This window comes from Luteimonas yindakuii, from assembly GCF_004803715.2.
Lineage (GTDB): Bacteria > Pseudomonadota > Gammaproteobacteria > Xanthomonadales > Xanthomonadaceae > Luteimonas > Luteimonas yindakuii.
In genome coordinates, this window is the sequence record NZ_CP039383.2 from 236,071 (window position 1) to 255,222 (window position 19,152).

The following is a 19,152-nucleotide window of genomic DNA, read 5'->3' on the forward strand; positions in this document are numbered from 1 at the left end:
GACGCTGCGACTAGTTCCTAATGGCCTGCTGCAGTTCCCGCAGTTCGCTGTGCTCTTCCGCGTTCAACGCCGAGGGCGAGCCACCTTCGCGCCACTTGAGCATCAGGTCGTCCACCCGTTGCTGCTTCGTCTGTTTGACCAGCTGCGCAACCGCGCCTGCGAAGTCCTGCCGCCATGACTCGGCATCGCCAGGGATCTCACTGGTGGCGAGCTTGTGCAGCGACGCGGCTTCGTCCCGGCCCTCGAAATGCTGCAGCAGCATGCCGGTGCTGATGTCGGGCCGTGCATGCACCAGGTCGATCAGCTCCACCAGCAATGGAACGCCCGGTTGGCGCAGGCCCGCCAGCTGTGCCTGATCGGGGGTGTCGAGCGCCAGCGCCGGACGCTGCAGCAGCAGGGTGATCGCCGTGCGCACCAGGCTGCGCTTCGGTGCAGGCACGCCGCGGCCGGTGCGCATGCGTCGCGTCGGCGCCTGCGCCGGGGCCGCTTCGTTGCGCGCACCGACCCCGGTAAGGGTGGTGAGGTGCTGGCGCATCAGGTCGGCGAAGGCGCCATCGGGGATCTGCGCCAGCAATGGTTGCGTGCGCTCGGCCAGCCGCGCCTTGCCATCGAGCGTGCCCAGGTTCACGCCCTCGGAGAACTGGTCGAAGAAGAACTGCGACAGTGGCACCGCGTCGCGCAGGCGCGCCTCGAAGCCTTCCGTGCCCTCGCTGCGCACGATCGAATCCGGATCCTCGCCTTCGGGCAGGAACAGGAAGAACGCCTGGCGGCCATCGCGCGTGCGTGGCAGCACCGATTCCATCGCCTTGGATGCCGCGCGGCGGCCGGCGGCGTCGCCGTCGAAGCAGAAGTAGACGTCGGGCGCGTTGCGGAACAGCAGCTCGGCATGGTCGGCGGTGGTGGCGGTGCCGAGCGTGGCCACCGCCTCGCGCAGGCCGTGCTGGAACAGCGCGACCACGTCCATGTAGCCCTCGACCACGATCAGCCGCGCGATCTTCTGCTGCGCCTGGCGCACCTGCCACAAGCCGTAGAGTTCGCGGCCCTTGTGGAACAGCGCGGTCTCCGGTGAATTGAGGTACTTGGGACCGTCATCCGATTTGAGCACGCGGCCGCCGAAGGCGATCGTGCGGCCTCGGCGGTCGGCGATCGGGAACATCACCCGGTCGCGGAACTTGTCGTAGGTGTGGCCGCGGTCGTTCTTCGACAGCAGGCCGGCGCGCTCGAGCAGCTTCAGCCGGCGCTCGTCGGTGCCCAGCGTGTCCTTGAGCGCGGAGAAGCCTTCCGGTGCATAACCGATGCCGAACAGCTCGCGGATCTCCAGGTCCACGCCGCGGCCGTCCAGATAGGCCTGGGTGGCCGGACTGGCGGCGAGCGCGTTGCGGTAGTGGCGTGCGGCGGCCTCGAGTGCGTCGTAGACGCCGCGGGTGTCGTCGTCGGGCGTACGCGCGCGCTCGTCGCGCGGGATCTCCATGTTGGCCGCACGCGCCAGTTCCTCGACCGCGTCGAGGAATTCGAGGCGGTCGTAGTTCATCAGGAAGCTGATCGCGGTGCCGTGCGCGCCGCAGCCGAAGCAGTGGTAGAACTGCTTGACCGGCGACACGTAGAACGACGGCGTGCGCTCGTCGTGGAACGGGCACGGCGCGGAGTACTCCCGGCCCTTGCGCTTGAGCGGCACGCGCGCGCCCACCACCTCGACGATGTCGGTACGCGCGAGCAGGTCGTCGATGAACGCGTCGGGGATGCGGGCCATCGCGCTAGTGTATGCCGCCGGCCTCGGGCCCCGCCGCCGTTCGAGCGGCCGCGGCGCGCCCGTCAGCCGGCGTCGCCCGGGGCGGCAACGCACGGACGCAGGCGGTTACGGGCTACGGGTTGCGGGCGTCGCGCGGTGGCGGAGCTGCCGGCGGAGGATCGACGGCCAGCGTCGTCGGGTACACCTGCGGTTCCTCCGGCGCCTCGGCCTGCGGCCAGCAGTCCTCCTGCTCGGGCGGCATCTCGCCGCAGCGGATCTGCGCGCGTTCGTCGATGACCGCGGTGATCAGCGCGCCGACGAAGAACACCATCGCCGCGTAGTACATCCACACCAGCAGGATCACCAGCGTGCCCATCGAGCCGTAGGCGCTGCCGGGCGCGGCGCGCGCGATGTACACGCCGATCGCCCAGCGGCCGAGCATGAACAGTGCCGCGGTGATCAGCCCGCCGAGGAAGGCCTGCTGCCAGCGCACCCGCCGGTCCGGCAGGTAGTGGTAGAGCAGGGCGAACGCGAAGGCATAGATCGCCAGCGAGATCACGATGCCGAGCAACGGCAGCAGGCTCGGCACGCCGGCGAAGATCCATTCGATCACCGCCGACAGCACCGTCGACACGATCACCAGGAAGCCGAGCGCGAACACCACCCCGAACGAGAACACCCGCTTGCGCAGGAACACGAGGATGCCGCCGAGCGTCTGCCCGCTGGTATGGAAGATCAGGTTGAGCGTGCCCTGCAGCCGCGCGAACACCGTGGTCGCGCCGATGAACAGCAGCAGCGTGCTCCACATCCCGGCCAGCGAACCGATGTCGGGCTGGTCGCGGGCGTTGCGCAGCACCGTGCCCGCGACTTCCTGCGCGGCGCTGCCGGCAATCGCCCCGAGCTGCTCGATCAGCTGCTCCTGCGCTTCCGGGTACAGCGACGCCGCCAGCCACAGCAGCAGCACCAGCAGCGGCGCCAGCGACAGCAGGGCGAAGAACGACAGCGAGGCCGCCTGGGTGAGCAGGTCGATCTCGACGAAGCGCCGTGCCAGCGCCACCGGCAGGCTGTGCTGGAGGCGCTCGATCTGGCGCTTGAATTTCGCGCGGGTTCCGGACATGGCGACCTGGGATGCGGCGTCGCCGGCGAGGATGCCAACAGCGCACGTGCGTGCGCCGTGTAGGTGCGCCACCGGTGTGCGTACGCGCGGTGGCGCGGATCAGGCGGCCGCGGCCAACCGTTGCAGGGCGTCGCCGTCGACGCGCTGCACCGTCCAGCCGTCGAGGCCGACCGCGCCCAGTTCGCGATAGAACGCGATCGCGTCGGTGTTCCAGTCCAGCACCGACCATTCGAAGCGCGCGCAGCCGCGCTCGACCGCGGTGCGGGCGAGGTGGTGCATCAGCTGGCGGCCGATGCCGCGCGCGCGGAAGGCCGGGCGCACGTACAGGTCTTCCAGGTACAGGCCGCGGCGGCCGTGGAAGGTGGAGAAGTTGTGGAAGAACAATGCGAAGCCGGCGGGCTCGCCGTCGACCTCGGCGATCACCGCTTCCGCCGCCGGGCGCGCGCCGAACAGGCTGTCGGCGAGCACCATCTCGTCGACGACCACCTCATGGGCGAGGCGTTCGAAGTCGCCGAGCTCGCGGATGAAGGCGAGCAGCAGGGCGACGTCGGCCTGCGTGGCGGGGCGCAGGCGGGACGCGTCGGCCGCCATCAGCCGGCGAGCTTCTGCTTGACCAGCTTCGAGACCTCGCCCATGTCGGCCTGGCCGGCCAGCTGCGGCTTCAGCACGCCCATCAGCTTGCCCATGTCGGCGGGGCCGGCGGCGCCGGTCTGCGCGATGGCGGCACTGATCGCGGCCAGGATCTCGGCCTCGCCGAGCTTCTCCGGCAGGTAGCGCTCGATCACCACGATCTCGGCACGCTCGATCGCGGCCAGGTCCTCGCGCGCGGCGGCCTCGTACTGGGTAACCGAATCCCGGCGCTGCTTGACCATCTTCTCCAGCACCGCCAGCACGGCGGCGTCGTCGAGCTCGATGCGCTCGTCCACCTCGCGCTGCTTGATCGCGGCGTTGATCAGCCGGATCACGCCAAGGCTGGCCTTGTCGCCGCCCTTCATCGCGGCCTTCATGTCGTCGGTGAGTCGCTGCTTGAGGGTCATGGTGATGGCTCCATCGGAATCGGACGGCCGAGCGCGGATGCGGGCGGCGGGAACGCAGAAAAGCCGGTCACGCTTGCGCGTGCCGGCTTCTGGCGGGTACCGGTGCGCGCGAAGACCCGCGCCGCGACCGGCAACCGACGACTCAGTACAGGCGCTGGCGCTTGGTGACGTCGCGCGACACGCGACGGGCCTGGCGCTTCACCGCAGCCGCGGCCTTGCGCTTGCGCTCCTGCGTCGGCTTCTCGTAGTACTCGCGCTTGCGCGTTTCGGCCAGCACACCGGCCTTCTCGCAGGTACGCTTGAAGCGGCGGAGGGCAAACTCGAACGGCTCGTTTTCGCGGACTTTGACGCTTGGCATAGGGATCTCTGGGAAAGTGGGTGACCGGCCGGCGGGGCCGGCATCCCGGCCGTCGCGGGGCGCATAGGCACGCCACCCCGGCGGGAGAGCCGCGTATGATACCGGGCCTGCGTGGCCGCCTGCAAGACGGTCCCCACTTTTCGGCATGACCGGGCGTGATCGCCTGTTCCGGCCGCCCGCTGGCCGACCGGCCCGGAGCCTGCCCATGCGCGTCCTCGGCATCGAAACCTCCTGCGACGAAACCGGCGTCGCCGTGTACGACACCGTACTGCGCGGTGCCGCCGCCCTGCGTGCGCAGGCGCTGTACAGCCAGATCGCGCTGCATGCCGAATACGGCGGCGTGGTGCCCGAGCTGGCCAGCCGCGACCACGTGCGCAAGCTCGTCCCGCTGATCCGCGAGACGCTGGCCCAGGCCGGGATGACGCCTGCCGACCTCGACGGCGTTGCCTATACCGCCGGTCCCGGGCTGGTCGGCGCACTACTGGTGGGCGCCGGGGTGGCACGTTCGCTGGCCTGGGCGCTGGAGATACCGGCGATCGGCGTGCACCACATGGAAGGCCACCTGCTGGCGCCATTGATCGAGGACGATCCGCCGGCGCCGCCGTTCGTGGCCCTGCTGGTGTCCGGCGGCCACACCCAGCTGGTCGCGGTGGAGGCGATCGGCAGCTACCGCCTGCTCGGCGAAACCCTCGACGATGCCGCCGGCGAGGCCTTCGACAAGACCGCCAAGATGATGGGCCTGCCGTACCCGGGCGGGCCGCAGCTGGCCGCGCTGGCCGAGCAGGGCACGCCGGGCGCGTACCGGTTCTCGCGGCCGATGACCGACCGTCCGGGCCTCGACTTCAGCTTCAGCGGCCTGAAGACCCAGGTGCTGCTGGCCTGGCGCGACAGCGACCAGTCCGACGCCACCCGCGCCGACATCGCGCGCGGTTTCGAGGATGCCGTGGTGGAGACGCTCGCAATCAAATGCGCACGTGCGCTCGATGCGGCCGGCAGCAACACCCTGGTGGTGGCCGGCGGCGTGGGCGCCAACCGGCGCCTGCGCGAACGCCTCACCACGATGTGCGCGCAGCGCGGCGGCCGTGCCTGTTTCCCGCGCCCGGCGCTGTGCACCGACAACGGCGCGATGATCGCCTTCGCCGGCGCCTTGCGCCTCGACGCCGGCCAGCACGACGACGCCAGCGTGCGCGCGGTGCCGCGCTGGGACATGGCGACGCTGTCGCCGCTGGTGCCAGCGAGGTGATTGGTGATTCGTGATTTGTGATTCGGAGAGCGGTTGCGAGACTGCGTCGGGGTGATCCTGTTTGCCGGACGCCACGGCACACCACGAGCCGCCCGCTAAGCTGTGGGCGCACGTCGGTTCCGAATCACCATCATCACCAATCACCAATCACGGCTCCCATGGACAAAGTCTTTATCGAAGGCCTCGAGATCGAGGCACTCATCGGCATCTACGACTGGGAGCGGCGGATCCGGCAGACGCTGGTATTCGACCTCGAGATGGGCTTCGACAACCGCGTGCCCGCCGCCAGCGACGACATCGCCCATACGCTCAATTACAAGGCCGTCAGCAAGCGCCTGATCGCCTACGTGCAGGCGTCGGAATTCGGGCTGGTGGAGACGCTGGCCGAGCGCTGCGCGCAGATCGTCATCGATGAGTTCAAGGTCGACTGGTTACGCTTGAAGCTCTCGAAGCCGGGTGCGGTGCGCGGCGCGCGCGCGGTCGGCGTCATCATCGAACGCAGCCGGCAGGCCTGATACCGGTCCCGGCATCGGCGCCGTGCACGGCGCAAACCGGAGGTCGAATGCCCATGCAGTCGCAGTTCGCACAGCTCAACGAGGTGCTGGCGCCGTATCCCTGGGCGTACACCGCCATCGTGCTGTCGGGCCTGTTGCTGCTCGCCTGGCTGGCCAACTTCGTCACCAAGCGGATCCTGCTGCGCGGCCTGCGCCAGCTGCTGCAACGCACCGCGCTGGGCGGCGCACAGCACGACCAGCAGGTGCGCATGCAGGTGGTGCCGCGGCTGGCCAACGTGGTGCCCGCGCTGGTGATCGCGGCCGGCATCTCGATGGTCCCCGACCTGCACCCGCAGCTGGTCGCGGTGGTCAAGGCGCTGTGCCAGGTGTTCGTGGTGGTGACCATCGCACTGGCGGTGTCGAAGGTGCTCGATGCGATCAACCGCAGTTACGAGCGCCGGCCCGACGCCCAGAACAAGCCGATCAAGGGCTACTTCCAGGTCGCCAAGATCATCATGTTCGTGCTGGTCGGCATCTCGGTGGTGGCGACGCTGGTCGGCGCGGAGTTCCTGCACATCGTCACCGGCCTCGGCGCGATGACCGCGGTGCTGCTGCTGATCTTCCAGGACACCATCCTGTCGCTGGTGGCCAGCGTGCAGATCAGCAACGACGGCCGCGTGCGCATCGGCGACTGGATCGAGATGCCGGGCCAGAACGCCGACGGCGACGTCATCGACATCGCCCTGCACACCATCACCGTGCGCAACTGGGACCGCACCGTGACCACGGTGCCGACCAAGAAGCTGGTCTCGGATGCGTTCAAGAACTGGCGCCACATGTCCGAGGGCGGTGGCCGCCGGATCAAGCGCGCGCTGCATATCGACCAGCGCAGCGTGCGTTTCCTCGAACCCGACGAGGTGCAGCGCTTCCGCTGCTTCGTGCTGCTCGACGACTACCTCGATCGCAAGGAGGCGGAGCTCAACGAATGGAATGCCGCGTTGGCCGCGCGCGGAGCCGAGCCGGTGAACCATCGCCGGGTCACCAACCTCGGCACCTTCCGTGCGTACGTGCAGCACTACCTGGGCAGCCATCCCGGCATCAACCAGGACCTCACCCTGCTGGTGCGCCAGCTGCAGCCGACCGAGACCGGCCTGCCGCTGGAGATCTACTGCTTCACCGCGGATACGCGCTGGGCGGTCTACGAGGGCATCCAGTCCGACATCTTCGACCATCTGCTGGCGATCCTGCCCGAGTTCGGCCTGAGCGTGTTCCAGGCCCACAGCGATGCCGCGGTGGAAGTGCACCTGCGCCATCTCGAGGGCGATGGCGGGGTCGCGCAACCGGCGCGTGCGTTCGCCGCTGCACAGCCGTCGCCGGACGCACCCGACGCGCACTGAAGGCATCGCGCCCGGGCCACGGCTGCGCGATCATGGCGCCCCGATCCGGAGCGCCCCATGCCGCATACCGCCTGTTTGAGCCTCGGCAGCAACGTCGAGCCCGAACGCCACCTCGCCGCCGCGGTCCACGCGCTGCGCGCGGAGTTCGGCGAGGTGGTGCTGTCCACGTTCTACCGCACCCGCGCGGTCGGCTTCGATGGTCCGGATTTCGTCAACGCGGCAGCGGTCGTGCGCACCACGCTCGACGTGCACGCGCTCGATGCGTGGCTGCATGCGCTCGAGGACGCGCACGGGCGTGACCGCAGCGGGCCGCGCTACGGCAACCGCAATCTCGATATCGACATCGTGCTGTTCGACCAGCTGGTCATCGACGGCCCCGGGCGGTTGCGCCTGCCGCGTGCGGACCTGCGCCATGCGTTCGTGCTGCGGCCGCTGGCCGAGATCGCGCCCGGGATGGTCGAGCCGGTCAGCGGACACACGCTGGCCCAGCTGTGGGACGCCTCGCCGGAACGCGGCTTGCCGATGGAGCCACTCACCCTGCCGCCCTCAGCGACGTAGCGCGCGGTCACATCGCCCGCGCCACTGCGTCTGGTGACTTCCGGCGCTTGCGTGGGTTTGCAGCGCCGGCGCACGATTCCGTTCGTCGACAGGGGAGGTGGGCCATGTTGGAGAAGTTCTCGCGCAGCTGGGCGCTGGTGAAGGCGAGTGCGGCGGTGTTGCGCTCCGACAAGGAGCTGATGCTGTTCCCGGTGATCTCGGGCATGTGCACGCTGGTGGTGCTGGCGACGTTCCTGTTGCCGATGTCGGTGTTCGGCGGCTTCTCCGGCAGCTGGGGCGTCGGGGCGATCGCGGTCGGCCTGCTGTTCTACTTCTGCCAGTACAGCGTGATCATCTTCTTCAACTGCGCGCTGGTGGCGGCCGCGATGATCCGCCTCGATGGTGGCGACCCGGGGCTCGGTGACGGGCTGCGCGCGGCACGGGCGCGACTGCCGGCGATTTTCGGTTACGCGGCGATCGCCGCCACCGTGGGCGTGCTGCTGCAGTCGCTGCGCAACCGCGAGGGCAATGTGCTGGTGCGCATGTTTGGCGGCCTGCTCGGCGCGGCGTGGACGCTGGCGACGTTCCTGGTGGTGCCGGTGCTGGTCAGCCGCGACGTCGGGCCGATCGATGCGCTGAAGGAGAGCGTGCGCCTGCTCAAGCAGACCTGGGGCGAGAACGCGATCGGCAATGTCGGCATCGGTGCGGCGTTCGGGCTGATCAGCGGCGCCACGATCGTGGTCGGCATCGTGCTGACCGTGCTCGCGGCCAAGGCCTGGCTGGGCCTGGCGATCCTGGTCGGCGGCCTGTTCGCGATCGCCGTGCTGCTGCTGGGCGTGGTGCAGTCGGCGCTGAGCGGCGTGTACTCGGCGGTGCTCCACCGCTATGCGCATACCGGTGAGGCGCCCGCCGGATTCCAGTCGACTGCGCTGGAGCAGGCGTTCCGCGCGCGGGCCTGATGTCGTAGGAGCGGCCAGCGGCCGCGACGCGCTGGCACAAGGGATCCGGCGTGGGAAGTCACGGCCATGGGCCGCTCCTACTCAGCCGGCGACCAGCCGGCCGCCGTCCACGCGCAGGCTTTCGCCGGTCAGGTAGGTCGCATCGCGCAGCAGCCACAGCACCGCACCGGCGACCTCGTCCGGGGTGCCGGTACGTGCCAGTGGCGTGCGTGCGAGCATCGATTGCTGGCGCAGCGCGTCGTCGTCGCCGGCGCCGTCGCCCCACAGGATCGCACCGGGCGCGACGCTGTTGACCCGCACCTCCGGTGCAAGGTCCAGCGCCAGTGAACGCGTGGCCGCTTCCAGTGCCGCCTTGGCCATGCAGTACAGCGCATGGTCCGGGCGCGGATGGTGGGCATAGATATCGGTCATGTTGACCACGGCCCCGCGCGCGGCGCGCAGATGCGGTGCAGCGGCCTGGATGAGGAAGAACGGTGCGCGGGCATTGCTCGCGAACAGGCGGTCCCAGTCGTCCGCCGTGGCCGCGCCCAGCGGCGTGGCAAAGTACGACGAGGCGTTGTTGACCAGCGCGTCGAGTCGGCCGAAGCGGGCGATGGTCTGCGCGGCCAGCTGCGGCAGGCATGCGATGTCGGTCAGTTCGGCCTGCAACGCCAGCGTGCTGCGCGGGCGCGCGGCTTCGAGGTCGGCCACCAGCGCGGCCAGCTCCGGCCGCTCGCTGCGGTAATGCAGGGCGAGGTCGTAGCCGGCGGCGTGCAGGCGGCGGGCGATGGCATTGCCCAACCGGTGCGCGCTGCCGGTGACGAGGGCGACGGGGACGGGGCGGTCGGCCATGGGATCGCGGATCGGTCGTGGCCCGCCACCATACCTTCCGCGTCGGCAGGCGTGCAGGCGCGCTCGCTTATCCTGTAGGCCGCCCCCGTGATGCATGCCGATGCCCGACCCCCACACCCACCTGCCCGAGGCCGCCTACGCGCTCAGCGCGCGCCTGGAAGCGCTGATCCGCGCCGAGATCCACGCCGCACCGGATCGTGCGATCCCGTTCCATCGCTTCATGGAGCTGGCGCTGTACACGCCGGGCCTGGGCTATTACAGCGCCGGCATGGCCAAGTTCGGCGCCGAGGGCGATTTTGTCACCGCACCCGAACTCGGCACGCTGTTCGCGGGCGCGGTGGCCGAGGCGGTCGCGCCGGTGCTGCGCCAGCTCGGTGCCGACGCGCAGTTCGTCGAGATCGGCGGTGGCAGCGGCCGCTTCGCCGAACACGCGATTGGCCGCCTGCTGGCGCTCGGCGCGATGCCTGCGCGCTACGCCATCCTCGAGCCCAGTGCAGACCTGCGCGAGCGCCAGCGCGAGCACCTGCGGCGCGCACTGCCGGCCGATGTCTTTGCACGCGTCACCTGGCTGGATGGCCCGCTGCACGAGCCATGGCGTGGCGTGCTGTTCGCCAATGAGGTGATCGACGCGCTGCCCACGCCGCGCTTCGCGATCCGTGGCGGCGAGGTGTTCGAGGAACACGTGGCCGTGGATGCGCAGGGCGCATTCGCGATCACTGACCGGCCCGCCGATGCGCTGCTGGCGGCAGCGGTGCGCCATGTCGAACGCCAGCTGGAGGCGCCGTTCGCCGACGGCTACCGCTCCGAGCTGCTGCCGCAGCTGCCGTACTGGATCCAGGCGGTGATCGGCGGCCTCGACGACGGCGCGATGCTGTTCGTCGATTACGGCCACGCGCGGCGCGACTACTACCGCCCGGAACGCCGCGACGGCACCCTGCGCGCCTTCAGCCGCCACCGCGTCGGCAGCGCCGTGCTCGCCAATCCGGGGCTGCAGGACCTCACTGCGTCGGTGGACTTCACCGCGCTGGCCGAGGCCGGCACCGGGGCCGGCTTCGACTTCGCCGGCTACTGCAACCAGGCCAGCTTCCTGCTCGGCAACGGGATCGACCGCCTGCTGGTCGAATGCGAAGCCGGTGCGGGGGACGAAGCCGCGCGCTACCGCCTGCGCCAGGAGGTCAAGCAGCTGACCCATCCCGACGCCATGGGCGAGCGCTTCCAGGTGATGGGCTTCGCGCGCGATGTGGACCTAGACCATGCCTTCCTCGCCGGCGACCTGAGCCACCGGCTGTGACCCGGCTGCGGCTGGGCCGCTCGCTCAAGCCGTTCCGCCGGCCGTGGCTGTGGGCGGGGCTGTGGATCGCGGCGATCGCCGCGGTGGTGGCGGTGTCGCTGTCGCCACCGCCGCCGATGCCGCCGGTCGACAACAGCGACAAGCTCGGGCACTTCCTCGCCTACGCGGTGCTCGCCGTTGGCGCGGTGCAGCTGTACGCGCGCTGGGCGGCGCTGATGGGCGCGGGCATCGGCCTGGTGCTGCTGGGCATCGGCATCGAGTACGCGCAGGGTGCGCTCACCGCGACCCGCATGGCCGATCCGGCCGATGCGCTCGCCAATACGCTGGGCGTGGTCGCGGGGCTGGCGCTGCGGCTGACACCGTGGCGCGACGCGTTGCTGCGGCTGGAGCAGGCACGCAGCTGAGTGGGTGGGGACTGCGGTCCCGGCAGCCGCGCTGACCCTGCTGGCGTCTGACCGGAGACGCGCATGCCCCCGCGAACGCGGGTGGCGTGGAGCGTCGGAAGGGGCCGTACCCGCGATGCGCCGGCACTCGACGCCTGCGCCGCCCGGCCGCAGGCCGTTCGCCTGCCCGACTTGCTACGCTGCGCGCCCCTGATCCGCCTGCCGCCGCCATGCACGTACCTGCCATCGTCCATGCCATCCCCGACGCACTGCGCGCCACGCAGCGATTGGCCTGGGCGCGCGGCGCGACCGGCGAGACGGCGCTGGAGCTGCAGCGCGCATCGATGGATGCCGGCTTCCGCAGCTACTGGCGCACGCAGGGTGCAGGCCCGAGCCGCATCGTCATGGATTCGCCGCCGGAGCTCGAGGACGTGCGGCCGTGGCTGCACGTGCGCGACCTGCTGGAGGCCGGTGGCGTGCGCGTGCCGCGGGTCGATGCGCGCGAAGTCGATACCGGCTTCCTGCTGCTGGAAGACCTGGGCGGCGACACCTGCCTGCAGGCGCTGGCACGGCTGGATGCCGATGCGCTGATGGACGCCGCGTTCGACCAGCTGCTGCAGCTGCAGGCCGTCACGCCGCCCGCCGACCTGCCGGCCTACGACGCGCCGATGCTGCTGCGCGAACTGTCGCTGTTCGACGACTGGTTCCTCGGCCGCCACCTCGGCGTGACCCTCGATGCCGGCGAACGGGCGGCGCTCGACCGGGTAAGGACGCTGCTGGTGGAGGCGATGCTGGCGCAGCCGCAGGTGCTGGTGCATCGCGACTACATGCTGCGCAACCTGATGCCGGTGGCCGACGGCGTCGCGGTGCTGGATTTCCAGGACGCGGTGCGTGGCCCGGTGGCCTACGACCCGGTGTGCCTGCTGCGCGATGCGTTCCACAGCTGGCCCGAGGCGCGCGTCGACGGCTGGCTGGCGCGCTACCACGCCCGCGCCGTGGCGGCCGGCATCGGGCTGCCGCCGTACGAACGCTTCCTGCGCGATGCGGAACTGACCGGCGTGCAGCGCCACCTCAAGGTGCTGGGCATCTTCGCGCGCCTGCACCACCGCGACGGCAAGCCGAAATACGTGGCCGATGCGCCGCGTTTCGTCGCCTACCTGGATACGGTGCTGCCGCGCCATCCGGAGCTGGCGCCGCTGGGCGCGCTGCTCGACCGCCACGTGCGTCCGCGCCTCGCTGGCGAGGCGATCTCCGAATAGTCGCCGCGCCGGCCGGTTCCACTGCCGGGGGGCGGGTCAGCCACGGAGATCGGCCACCGCCCCGCCAATGCCGTGGCGAAGCCCTCTGATACCGCATGCCACCGGCACCGCGTTGTTTGGGCGCTACCAGGTGCGGAACCACTGCTGCGCGCCCGCCCCATCTGCACGGCGCCGCCACCGGCCGCGCGCCATCGTGCGTCCCGCACCGCCGATTCCTGCGAGCCCGCCATGGTCGATCTCCTCAGCGATATCCCGCAGCCGAAACACGGCATCCGCACGGGCATCGGCGGCTGGGTCTTCGTGCCCTGGCGCGACAACTTCTATCCCAAGGGGCTGGTGCAGCGCCGCGAGCTGGAGTTCGCCAGCCGCCAGGTCACCGCGATCGAGATCAACGGCACTTTCTACGGGCCGCAGAAGCCGGCGACGTTCGCCCGCTGGCGGTCGGAAACGCCGGACGGTTTCCTGTTCGCGCTGAAGGCGCCCAAGCAGATCGTCGAATCCCGCCAGCTCGCTGGCACCGGTGCGCGCATCGAGGGTTTCATCCACGGCGGCATCGCCGAGCTGGGCGACCGGCTGGGACCGCTGCTGTGGCAGCTGGCACCCCGGCGTGCGTTCGACCGCGACGATCTCGCCGCCTTCCTCGACCTGCTGCCGCGCACGCTCGACGGCTTGCCGTTGCGCCATGTGCTGGAGGTGCGCAATCCGGCGTTCATGTGCGCGGAGTACCTGGCGCTTGCGCGCGAGCACGGCGTCGCCACGGTGTTCACCGACTCACCGGCGTATCCGTCATTTGCCGATGTCACCGGCGATTTCGTCTATGCGCGGCTGATGCACAGCCGCGAGGACGTGGCCACCGGCTATCCGGATGCCGAGCTCGACGCCTGGGCGCAACGCGCACGTACCTGGGCCGCAGGCAAGGAACCCGCCGACCTGCCGCGGATCGAGCCTGCCGCCAAGGGCAAGGCATTACCGCGCGAGGTGTTCGTGTTCTTCATCGGCGCGGCCAAGGCGCGCAACCCCGCCGCGGCGATGGCGCTGCAGCAGCGGCTGTAGCCTGCACTGGCCACTGCTTCGATCGAAGCGCGGTCACCTTCGAAGCGCTCCCGAAGCCTTCCCTTCTCCCGCCAGCGGGAGAAGGTGCCCGCAGGGCGGAAGAGAGCGGAGACGCGGTGGGATGCCCGCGCTCAGCGTGCCGCGCGTTCCTTGTCGATCTGCGCATCCAGCGCGGCTTCCGCGACATCCGCATAGCCGCGGCAGTCCAGTTCGCGCTCGCGGGCCGGGGTGGCGTCGTAACGCCAGCCACTGGCTTCCGGGTGCGGCGTCAGCAGCAGGTCGCAGGGCAGTGCGCGCAGCGTGGCCATGCTGCGGCGGAAGTCCTCGACGATGCGCGGATAGCGCGGGTTGTCGATCAGCCGGTAGCCGGGCGCGCTCAGGCTGTCGGCATAGACGATCTGCACGGGCAAGCCGTCGGTGCCGGCGTCGCTCCAGCTCCAGCTCATGCTGCCGGGCGTGTGGCCGGGAGTGAAATGCACCTGCAGGCGCAGCTCGCCGAGCTCGACGGTCTCGCCGTCCTGCAACAGGCGGTCGACCTGCAGCGGCGGGTACAGCATGCCGTCACCGAAGTGCAGGTCGCCGGCGCCGCCACGTGCGAGCAGCGCCGCGGATTCGGCATTGCTCGCCACGCGCGCGCCGGTGGCCCGCTTCACTGCAGCGAGCGGGCCGACATGGTCGGCATGCGCCTGGCTGTGCACGATCCACTTCACGTCGGACGGCTGCAGCCCCAGCGCGACGATGTTGGCCAGCAGATGCTCGGCCGCCTGCGGCACGCCGCCATCGATCAGGATTGCGCCGTCATCACCGACCAGTAGCAGGGCGCTCAGGCCGGCGGTGCCGATCTGCCAGGTGCGTTGTGCGATGCGCACCGGCGCGACCGGCGTCCGCCAGGCCTCGCGCACCTCGTAGGCACGCAGCTGCGGCAACGGCTCCGCATGTGCACTGGCAGGCGCGAGCAGGGCGGTGCAGGCGAGCGTGGAGAGGAGGCGGTGCATGCGGGTCATGGGCGCTGGTCCGTGCGGAAGGTGATGGACGCACAGTGTGCCGACCGGCGCGCTGCCAGCACCAATGTCGGGACGGATCGGGAGTGTGCGACGTTGGCACCGGAAGGAGCCTCCATGAAAACTGATCAATGCGTGGTTCGGTGACGTCTGGACGTGCATCCCGATGCGGAGGCAATGGCATCCAGAAAAGGTTCGTCTCACGCTCCGGGGATAACTGCACCGGGTGTCGTGCGCTCGCGAGCTGCTCCGTTGGTCCTCGCGCCCCGTCGCGCGCATCGGGGGGTGTGCTCCCCCGGCCGGAGTCCGCGTCCAGCTACCACGGCCGGCCGCCGGCCATCCATGGCCGGCTGTTCGCACACCCCCCGATGCACGCGACGGGCGGAGGTTTCCGCCGGCTTCGGCACGGAGAGCAACAACGGGCACCGTGTCTGCCAACCATGGAGAAGAACCTGAGAAAGGACCGTCTTCAGACGACGGGAGCGATGGCGCACTGCTGGAGTGTTTATGCCTGCGTGAATTGCTCCGTTGTGGTCCGCGCCGCCCGTCGCGCGCATCGGGGGGTGTGCTCCCCCGGCCGGAGTCCGCGTCCAGCTACCACGGCCGGCCGCCGGCCATCCATGGCCGGCTGTTCGCACACCCCCCGATGCACGCGACGGGCGGAGGTTTCCGCCGGCTTCGGCACGGAGAGCAGAGCGAACGCTGTCGGGGTCGTCTACCGATGGCGATCCGATCGTTTGCCACTGATATCCATCAGATGCGACGCCAGCTTGGAGCCCGCCGCGGACGCAGGGGGATGTCCAGAGCCGGCCATGGATGGCCGGCGGCCGGATGTGGTAGCAGGACGCGGAGATATCCGGCTGGGCATCTCCCTGTGGCCGCGGTGGGCCGCCGGGACTCACGGACGCCCGATCGATTTAGGGAAGAGCCACGCCAGTGAATGGCCTGGGCGGAGGCGAGTCAGACATGGATGTTTGACCGAGTCGGGAGCATTGCCCCGGATTCGGTGACGCGCACCGAGCGGTGGCCCCGGACCTACGCTTGCCTACATCAAGCAGCTCACGCTTTCGAGAACAAGGAAGAGCGCACCCGTCAGCGGCGGATCTACGTGACCGGCTCCGAGCGCGCCCGGCCGATCGCGGCAATGCGCGCACGCGCCAGCGCTTCGCCGATCGCCGGCCCGGTCATGCCTTCGCGCAGCACGTCGCGTGCCTGCACCGCGCGCGCCGCGTCGAGCAGGCGCAGCAGTTCCGCGCCTTGCGGGTAGGGCACGTCGGCCAGGCCCAACCGGCCACGCTTGTCGGCCTCGCAGACGGTGGCCAGCAGGGCGATGCGCGCCGGCTTGCGGAAGGCATCGCAGCGCTCGAGCAGGGTATGCACGGTGCGATCGCGCAGCTCGAACAGGCGGTGCACGTTGAGGTGTTCGCGGCAGGCCAGTACCGCCAGTTCGCGGTGGGTCGACGGCACCTTCAACCGCTCGCACAACGCCCGTAACGGTGCCACGCCGCGCTGCTCGTGGCCGATGTGCTTCGGCCACTCCGCCGGCGGCGTCAACGCCTTGCCGAGGTCGTGGGTCATCGCCGCGAATCCCACCACCGCATCGCCGGGCGCCAGCGTCGCGGCCATGTCGCAGACCATTCCGGTGTGGATGCCGGTATCGATCTCGGGATGGTACTCCGCGCGCTGCGGCACGCCGTACAGCGCCGCCACTTCCGGCAGCACCGCATCCAGCGCGCCGGCATCGTGCAACGTATGCAGGAACGCGGAAGGCCGGGCGGAGGCCAGCGCGCGCGACAGTTCCTGCCACACGCGCTCGGGCACCAGGTCGGCAAGTTCGCCGCCAGCGGCCATCCCGCGCATCAACGCCTGCGTCTCCCCGGCGACGCGGAAGCCGAGCGGTGCGAACCGTGCCATGAAGCGCGCCGCGCGCAGCACCCGCAGCGGATCCTCGACGAAGGCCGGGCCGACGTGGCGCAGCACGCGCGCCTCGAGGTCGCTCACGCCGCCGAACGGATCGACCAGGTTGCCGTCGGCGTCCTCGGCGATCGCGTTGATGGTGAAGTCGCGGCGCTCGAGGTCCTGCTCGAGGGTCACCGCAGGATCCGCGTGCACGACGAAGCCGCGGTAGCCGCGCCCGGACTTGCGTTCGGTGCGTGCCAGCGCGTGCTCCTCACCGGTATCGGGATGCAGGAATACCGGGAAGTCGCGCCCCACCGGGCGGAAACCCGCCGCTTCCATCGCTTCGGGCGTGGCGCCGACGACGACGAAATCGCGGTCGCCCGGCGCCAGGCCCAGCAGGCGGTCGCGCACTGCGCCGCCGACCAGATAGGTCTTCATGCCGGTCGCGCGTCGATGGCACGCGCAACGTCGCGCGTCGCAGGAACGTCCGGGCGGGCGCGATGGATCGGGAGCAGCGTGCAGGGCATCGGCAGGGGGCGGGCAGTGCGGAGAGCAGAGCTTAGGCCACCGGCACGATTCACTCGGCCAGGCTGCCCGCCGGGCACGCGAACGGCTTGCGCGCGACGTCCACCCGGCCCTGCATGCGCTCGCTCAGTGGTGCGGCCTGGCCGTGCAGGCGCCAGTCGTAGATCACGCTGAAGGCGAGCACGCGGGCGACGTACTCGCGCGTCTCGCGGTAGCTGATGGTCTCGATCCACAGGTCGGCATCCATGCCGGGGCGCTGTTCCATCCAGCGCCGGGTCGGGGCCGGCCCGGCGTTGTAGGCGGCGATGGCGACGTACGGCAGGCCGTAGCGCTCCTTCATCTCGCGCAGGTAGGCGGTGCCCAGGCGGATCGACACCGCCGGGTCGTAGAGGCTGTCCGCGCCGGCCCAGGGCTCGCCCAGCCGGCGCGCCACCGCCTGCCCGGTGGCCGGGATCACCTGCATCAGTCCGCGCGCGTCGGCAGGCGAACGGGCGCGCGGGTTGAAGGTGCTCTCGGCACGGATCTCCGCCGCGATCCATGCCGGATCGAGGTTGTGGCGACGTGCTTCGGCGCGGATCAGCTCGTCGTGGAAAAGCGGGAAACGCAGCGTGTAGAGGCGGGTTTCCTCCGGTTGCCGGCCGAGCGCGAACACCGCGCGGTCGAACCAGCCGTTGTCCTGCGCCACCGCAACCGCGAGGCGGCGCTCGGCATCATTGAAGCTCTCCAGCGCGGCGTTCCACTCGCGCGTCGCCCAGCCGGGACGGTCGGCACGGAACAGCGCCATCGAGCGCACCATTTCCGGGCGGTTGGCGATCCGCGCGCGCGCCGAGGCGTCGGCCGGCAGCTCGATCGGGCACAACGCATACGGCTGGCCGAGTCGATCCGCGGCGAGGAAGCCGTGGAAGGTGGCATCGCGCGCCGCACGCACGTACAGCGGCTGCGCGCGTGCGCGATCGCCCAGCAACTCGTGCATGCGCGCGGCGAAGTAGCTCCAGCGCGAGCTGTCGCGCTGGGTGGCCGGCATCCGTTCGATCGCCGCCAGCGCCGCGCGCCAGTCCGATCGCGACAGCGCCTCGCGCGCCTGCCATTCGTGCAGGCGCTCGTCATAGGCCGGCAGCGGCACCGCCGACAGGCGTTGCGCCGAACCCGGCAGGTACGACGCCACCGTCCACAGCGCGACCTGGTGCAGCACGCGCCCGCGCTCCGCCTCGTCGAAGCCCAGCGCACGGGCGACCTGCGGCAGTTGCGCCTCGGCGGCGTCGGGGTTCTCGCGGCCGAGCTTCGCCAGCCCGTGCGAGGCCACCAGCCGGCTGCGCGCGGTCTTCGGCCACTGCGCCGCACGTGCATGCGGGGCCTGCACGAAGGCGGCGTAGTCCTCCGCCAGCGCGCGCTCGGCCTCCGGCAGTCCGGTTGCAGCACTGCGCATCACCGTCGGGTTCCATTCCGCCGCGGCGAGCTCCAGCCGCTGCCAGCGCAGCGTCGGGGTCAGGCTGCCACGCGCGCTGGCGGCAGCGAACGGCGCATTGCATTCGTCGGGCAGCGAGTTGCCACTGCTGGTCCAGATCGCCGCGACCTCCTGGTCCCAGCGCGCATCCGCCGCACCCAGGCGATGGCGCGCGTCGAGTTCGATGCAGCGCAGCCCGGTGTTGCCGACGGTCGGCGCCCACGCCGCGCGGATCGCGGTCCAGTCCTGGCGCCGGTGCAGCGCGCGCAGCCATTCCTCGCGGAAGGCCTCGGCCACCGGTTGTCCGCGGTAGCGCTGCAGGAAGGCGTCCGCCTGCGCGACGGGCAGGGTGGCGAGGTTGCGGCGCAGGGCGGTGAATTCGATCCAGCCATAGGCCGGGTGGCGGCTCATGTGCGCGGGCACGGCCTGGCCGCGGGCGGCGGCATCGAGCGCGCGGCGCAGTTCGACGTCGGCGGCGGATTGCGCATGCACGCCAGTGGCGGCAAGCGCCAGCAGCGCCAGTGCAATGAGCCGGAAACGGAAGCGGAGACGGGTGCGGAGATCGGGGGCGTGCGACATGCGCCGGACTATAGCC

18 protein-coding genes are annotated in these 19,152 nt (G+C 70.7%); 9 read left to right on the top strand and 9 right to left on the bottom strand.

Going from position 1 to position 19,152, the window contains the following annotated elements; all coding sequences use genetic code 11:
* Positions 1-10: 10 nt before the first annotated feature.
* From dnaG to rpsU, 5 genes are all read right to left on the bottom strand, one after another.
* Complete coding sequence (dnaG, locus tag E5843_RS01085) at positions 11-1,750, bottom strand: DNA primase (protein WP_136411571.1); 1,740 nt, start codon at positions 1,748-1,750, stop codon at positions 11-13.
* Between the two features lie 112 nt (positions 1,751-1,862).
* A complete protein-coding gene (locus E5843_RS01090; RefSeq protein WP_208542761.1) occupies positions 1,863-2,846 on the bottom strand; it encodes a YihY/virulence factor BrkB family protein in 984 nt (327 codons plus the stop codon).
* Positions 2,847-2,945: 99 nt separating this feature from the next.
* Complete coding sequence (locus E5843_RS01095; RefSeq protein WP_136411572.1) at positions 2,946-3,437, bottom strand: GNAT family N-acetyltransferase; 492 nt, start codon at positions 3,435-3,437, stop codon at positions 2,946-2,948.
* Entirely contained in the window at positions 3,437-3,883 is a 447-nt protein-coding gene (locus E5843_RS01100) for a GatB/YqeY domain-containing protein (protein WP_136411573.1), read from the bottom strand. The genes E5843_RS01095 and E5843_RS01100 overlap by 1 nt, the downstream gene beginning before the upstream one ends.
* A 142-nt stretch (positions 3,884-4,025) precedes the next feature.
* A complete protein-coding gene (gene rpsU, locus E5843_RS01105) occupies positions 4,026-4,241 on the bottom strand; it encodes a 30S ribosomal protein S21 (protein ID WP_024889019.1) in 216 nt (71 codons plus the stop codon).
* Positions 4,242-4,446: 205 nt separating this feature from the next.
* Here rpsU and tsaD point away from each other — a divergent pair, with 205 nt between their 5' ends.
* The 5 genes from tsaD (at position 4,447) to E5843_RS01130 (ending at position 8,871) form a co-directional block, all read left to right on the top strand.
* Positions 4,447-5,484: a tRNA (adenosine(37)-N6)-threonylcarbamoyltransferase complex transferase subunit TsaD gene (gene tsaD, locus E5843_RS01110; protein WP_134675218.1), complete on the top strand. Its 1,038-nt coding sequence runs from the start codon at positions 4,447-4,449 to the stop codon at positions 5,482-5,484.
* A 158-nt stretch (positions 5,485-5,642) separates the two neighbouring features.
* Positions 5,643-5,999, top strand: a complete 357-nt coding sequence (folB, locus tag E5843_RS01115; protein WP_134675217.1) for a dihydroneopterin aldolase — start codon at positions 5,643-5,645, stop codon at positions 5,997-5,999.
* Positions 6,000-6,052: 53 nt separating this feature from the next.
* A complete protein-coding gene (locus E5843_RS01120) occupies positions 6,053-7,375 on the top strand; it encodes a mechanosensitive ion channel family protein (protein ID WP_243733162.1) in 1,323 nt (440 codons plus the stop codon).
* A 57-nt stretch (positions 7,376-7,432) separates the two neighbouring features.
* On the top strand, positions 7,433-7,933 hold the full coding sequence (gene folK / locus E5843_RS01125) for a 2-amino-4-hydroxy-6-hydroxymethyldihydropteridine diphosphokinase (RefSeq protein ID WP_136411574.1): 501 nt from the start codon (positions 7,433-7,435) through the stop codon (positions 7,931-7,933).
* Between the two features lie 104 nt (positions 7,934-8,037).
* The gene (locus tag E5843_RS01130; RefSeq protein ID WP_134675214.1) at positions 8,038-8,871 is read left to right on the top strand and encodes a DUF6159 family protein; all 834 of its coding nucleotides are present in this window, start codon (positions 8,038-8,040) and stop codon (positions 8,869-8,871) included.
* Between the two features lie 81 nt (positions 8,872-8,952).
* Here E5843_RS01130 and E5843_RS01135 read toward each other — a convergent pair whose 3' ends face one another.
* Positions 8,953-9,702, bottom strand: coding sequence for a pteridine reductase (locus E5843_RS01135; RefSeq protein WP_141065564.1), 750 nt, complete (start codon positions 9,700-9,702; stop codon positions 8,953-8,955).
* A 94-nt stretch (positions 9,703-9,796) separates the two neighbouring features.
* Between E5843_RS01135 and E5843_RS01140 the strand changes: the two genes are divergently transcribed.
* The 4 genes from E5843_RS01140 (at position 9,797) to E5843_RS01155 (ending at position 13,688) form a co-directional block, all read left to right on the top strand.
* Positions 9,797-10,993 carry a class I SAM-dependent methyltransferase gene (locus tag E5843_RS01140; protein WP_141065565.1) on the top strand — a complete coding sequence of 399 codons (1,197 nt, stop codon included), beginning with the start codon at positions 9,797-9,799 and terminating at the stop codon, positions 10,991-10,993.
* A 5-nt stretch (positions 10,994-10,998) separates the two neighbouring features.
* Positions 10,999-11,397 (top strand): VanZ family protein, encoded by a 399-nt coding sequence (locus E5843_RS01145; RefSeq protein WP_141066116.1) that lies wholly within the window; start codon positions 10,999-11,001, stop codon positions 11,395-11,397.
* A gap of 224 nt (positions 11,398-11,621) precedes the next feature.
* Entirely contained in the window at positions 11,622-12,635 is a 1,014-nt protein-coding gene (locus tag E5843_RS01150; protein WP_425480736.1) for an aminoglycoside phosphotransferase family protein, read from the top strand.
* Positions 12,636-12,863: 228 nt separating this feature from the next.
* Complete coding sequence (locus tag E5843_RS01155) at positions 12,864-13,688, top strand: DUF72 domain-containing protein (protein WP_136411575.1); 825 nt, start codon at positions 12,864-12,866, stop codon at positions 13,686-13,688.
* Positions 13,689-13,819: 131 nt separating this feature from the next.
* On the opposite strand, the gene bla is transcribed toward E5843_RS01155, so the two are convergent.
* The 3 genes from bla to E5843_RS01170 all read right to left on the bottom strand — a co-directional run bounded on the left by bla (position 13,820) and on the right by E5843_RS01170 (position 19,136).
* Positions 13,820-14,692, bottom strand: a complete 873-nt coding sequence (gene bla / locus E5843_RS01160) for a subclass B3 metallo-beta-lactamase (RefSeq protein WP_425480722.1) — start codon at positions 14,690-14,692, stop codon at positions 13,820-13,822.
* A 1,101-nt stretch (positions 14,693-15,793) separates the two neighbouring features.
* A complete protein-coding gene (locus E5843_RS01165) occupies positions 15,794-17,026 on the bottom strand; it encodes a multifunctional CCA addition/repair protein (protein ID WP_141065566.1) in 1,233 nt (410 codons plus the stop codon).
* 139 nt (positions 17,027-17,165) lie between these two features.
* Positions 17,166-19,136 carry a lytic transglycosylase domain-containing protein gene (locus E5843_RS01170; RefSeq protein ID WP_141065567.1) on the bottom strand — a complete coding sequence of 657 codons (1,971 nt, stop codon included), beginning with the start codon at positions 19,134-19,136 and terminating at the stop codon, positions 17,166-17,168.
* Positions 19,137-19,152 lie beyond the last annotated feature (16 nt).

Coding starts and splice junctions, on each gene's coding strand:
- dnaG (WP_136411571.1), bottom strand. CDS start 1,750: ATGGCCCGCATCCCCGACGCGTTCATCGACGACCTGCTCGCGCGTACC.
- E5843_RS01090 (WP_208542761.1), bottom strand. CDS start 2,846: ATGTCCGGAACCCGCGCGAAATTCAAGCGCCAGATCGAGCGCCTCCAG.
- E5843_RS01095 (WP_136411572.1), bottom strand. CDS start 3,437: ATGGCGGCCGACGCGTCCCGCCTGCGCCCCGCCACGCAGGCCGACGTC.
- E5843_RS01100 (WP_136411573.1), bottom strand. CDS start 3,883: ATGACCCTCAAGCAGCGACTCACCGACGACATGAAGGCCGCGATGAAG.
- rpsU (WP_024889019.1), bottom strand. CDS start 4,241: ATGCCAAGCGTCAAAGTCCGCGAAAACGAGCCGTTCGAGTTTGCCCTC.
- tsaD (WP_134675218.1), top strand. CDS start 4,447: ATGCGCGTCCTCGGCATCGAAACCTCCTGCGACGAAACCGGCGTCGCC.
- folB (WP_134675217.1), top strand. CDS start 5,643: ATGGACAAAGTCTTTATCGAAGGCCTCGAGATCGAGGCACTCATCGGC.
- E5843_RS01120 (WP_243733162.1), top strand. CDS start 6,053: ATGCAGTCGCAGTTCGCACAGCTCAACGAGGTGCTGGCGCCGTATCCC.
- folK (WP_136411574.1), top strand. CDS start 7,433: ATGCCGCATACCGCCTGTTTGAGCCTCGGCAGCAACGTCGAGCCCGAA.
- E5843_RS01130 (WP_134675214.1), top strand. CDS start 8,038: ATGTTGGAGAAGTTCTCGCGCAGCTGGGCGCTGGTGAAGGCGAGTGCG.
- E5843_RS01135 (WP_141065564.1), bottom strand. CDS start 9,702: ATGGCCGACCGCCCCGTCCCCGTCGCCCTCGTCACCGGCAGCGCGCAC.
- E5843_RS01140 (WP_141065565.1), top strand. CDS start 9,797: ATGCCGATGCCCGACCCCCACACCCACCTGCCCGAGGCCGCCTACGCG.
- E5843_RS01155 (WP_136411575.1), top strand. CDS start 12,864: ATGGTCGATCTCCTCAGCGATATCCCGCAGCCGAAACACGGCATCCGC.
- bla (WP_425480722.1), bottom strand. CDS start 14,692: ATGACCCGCATGCACCGCCTCCTCTCCACGCTCGCCTGCACCGCCCTG.
- E5843_RS01165 (WP_141065566.1), bottom strand. CDS start 17,026: ATGAAGACCTATCTGGTCGGCGGCGCAGTGCGCGACCGCCTGCTGGGC.
- E5843_RS01170 (WP_141065567.1), bottom strand. CDS start 19,136: ATGTCGCACGCCCCCGATCTCCGCACCCGTCTCCGCTTCCGTTTCCGG.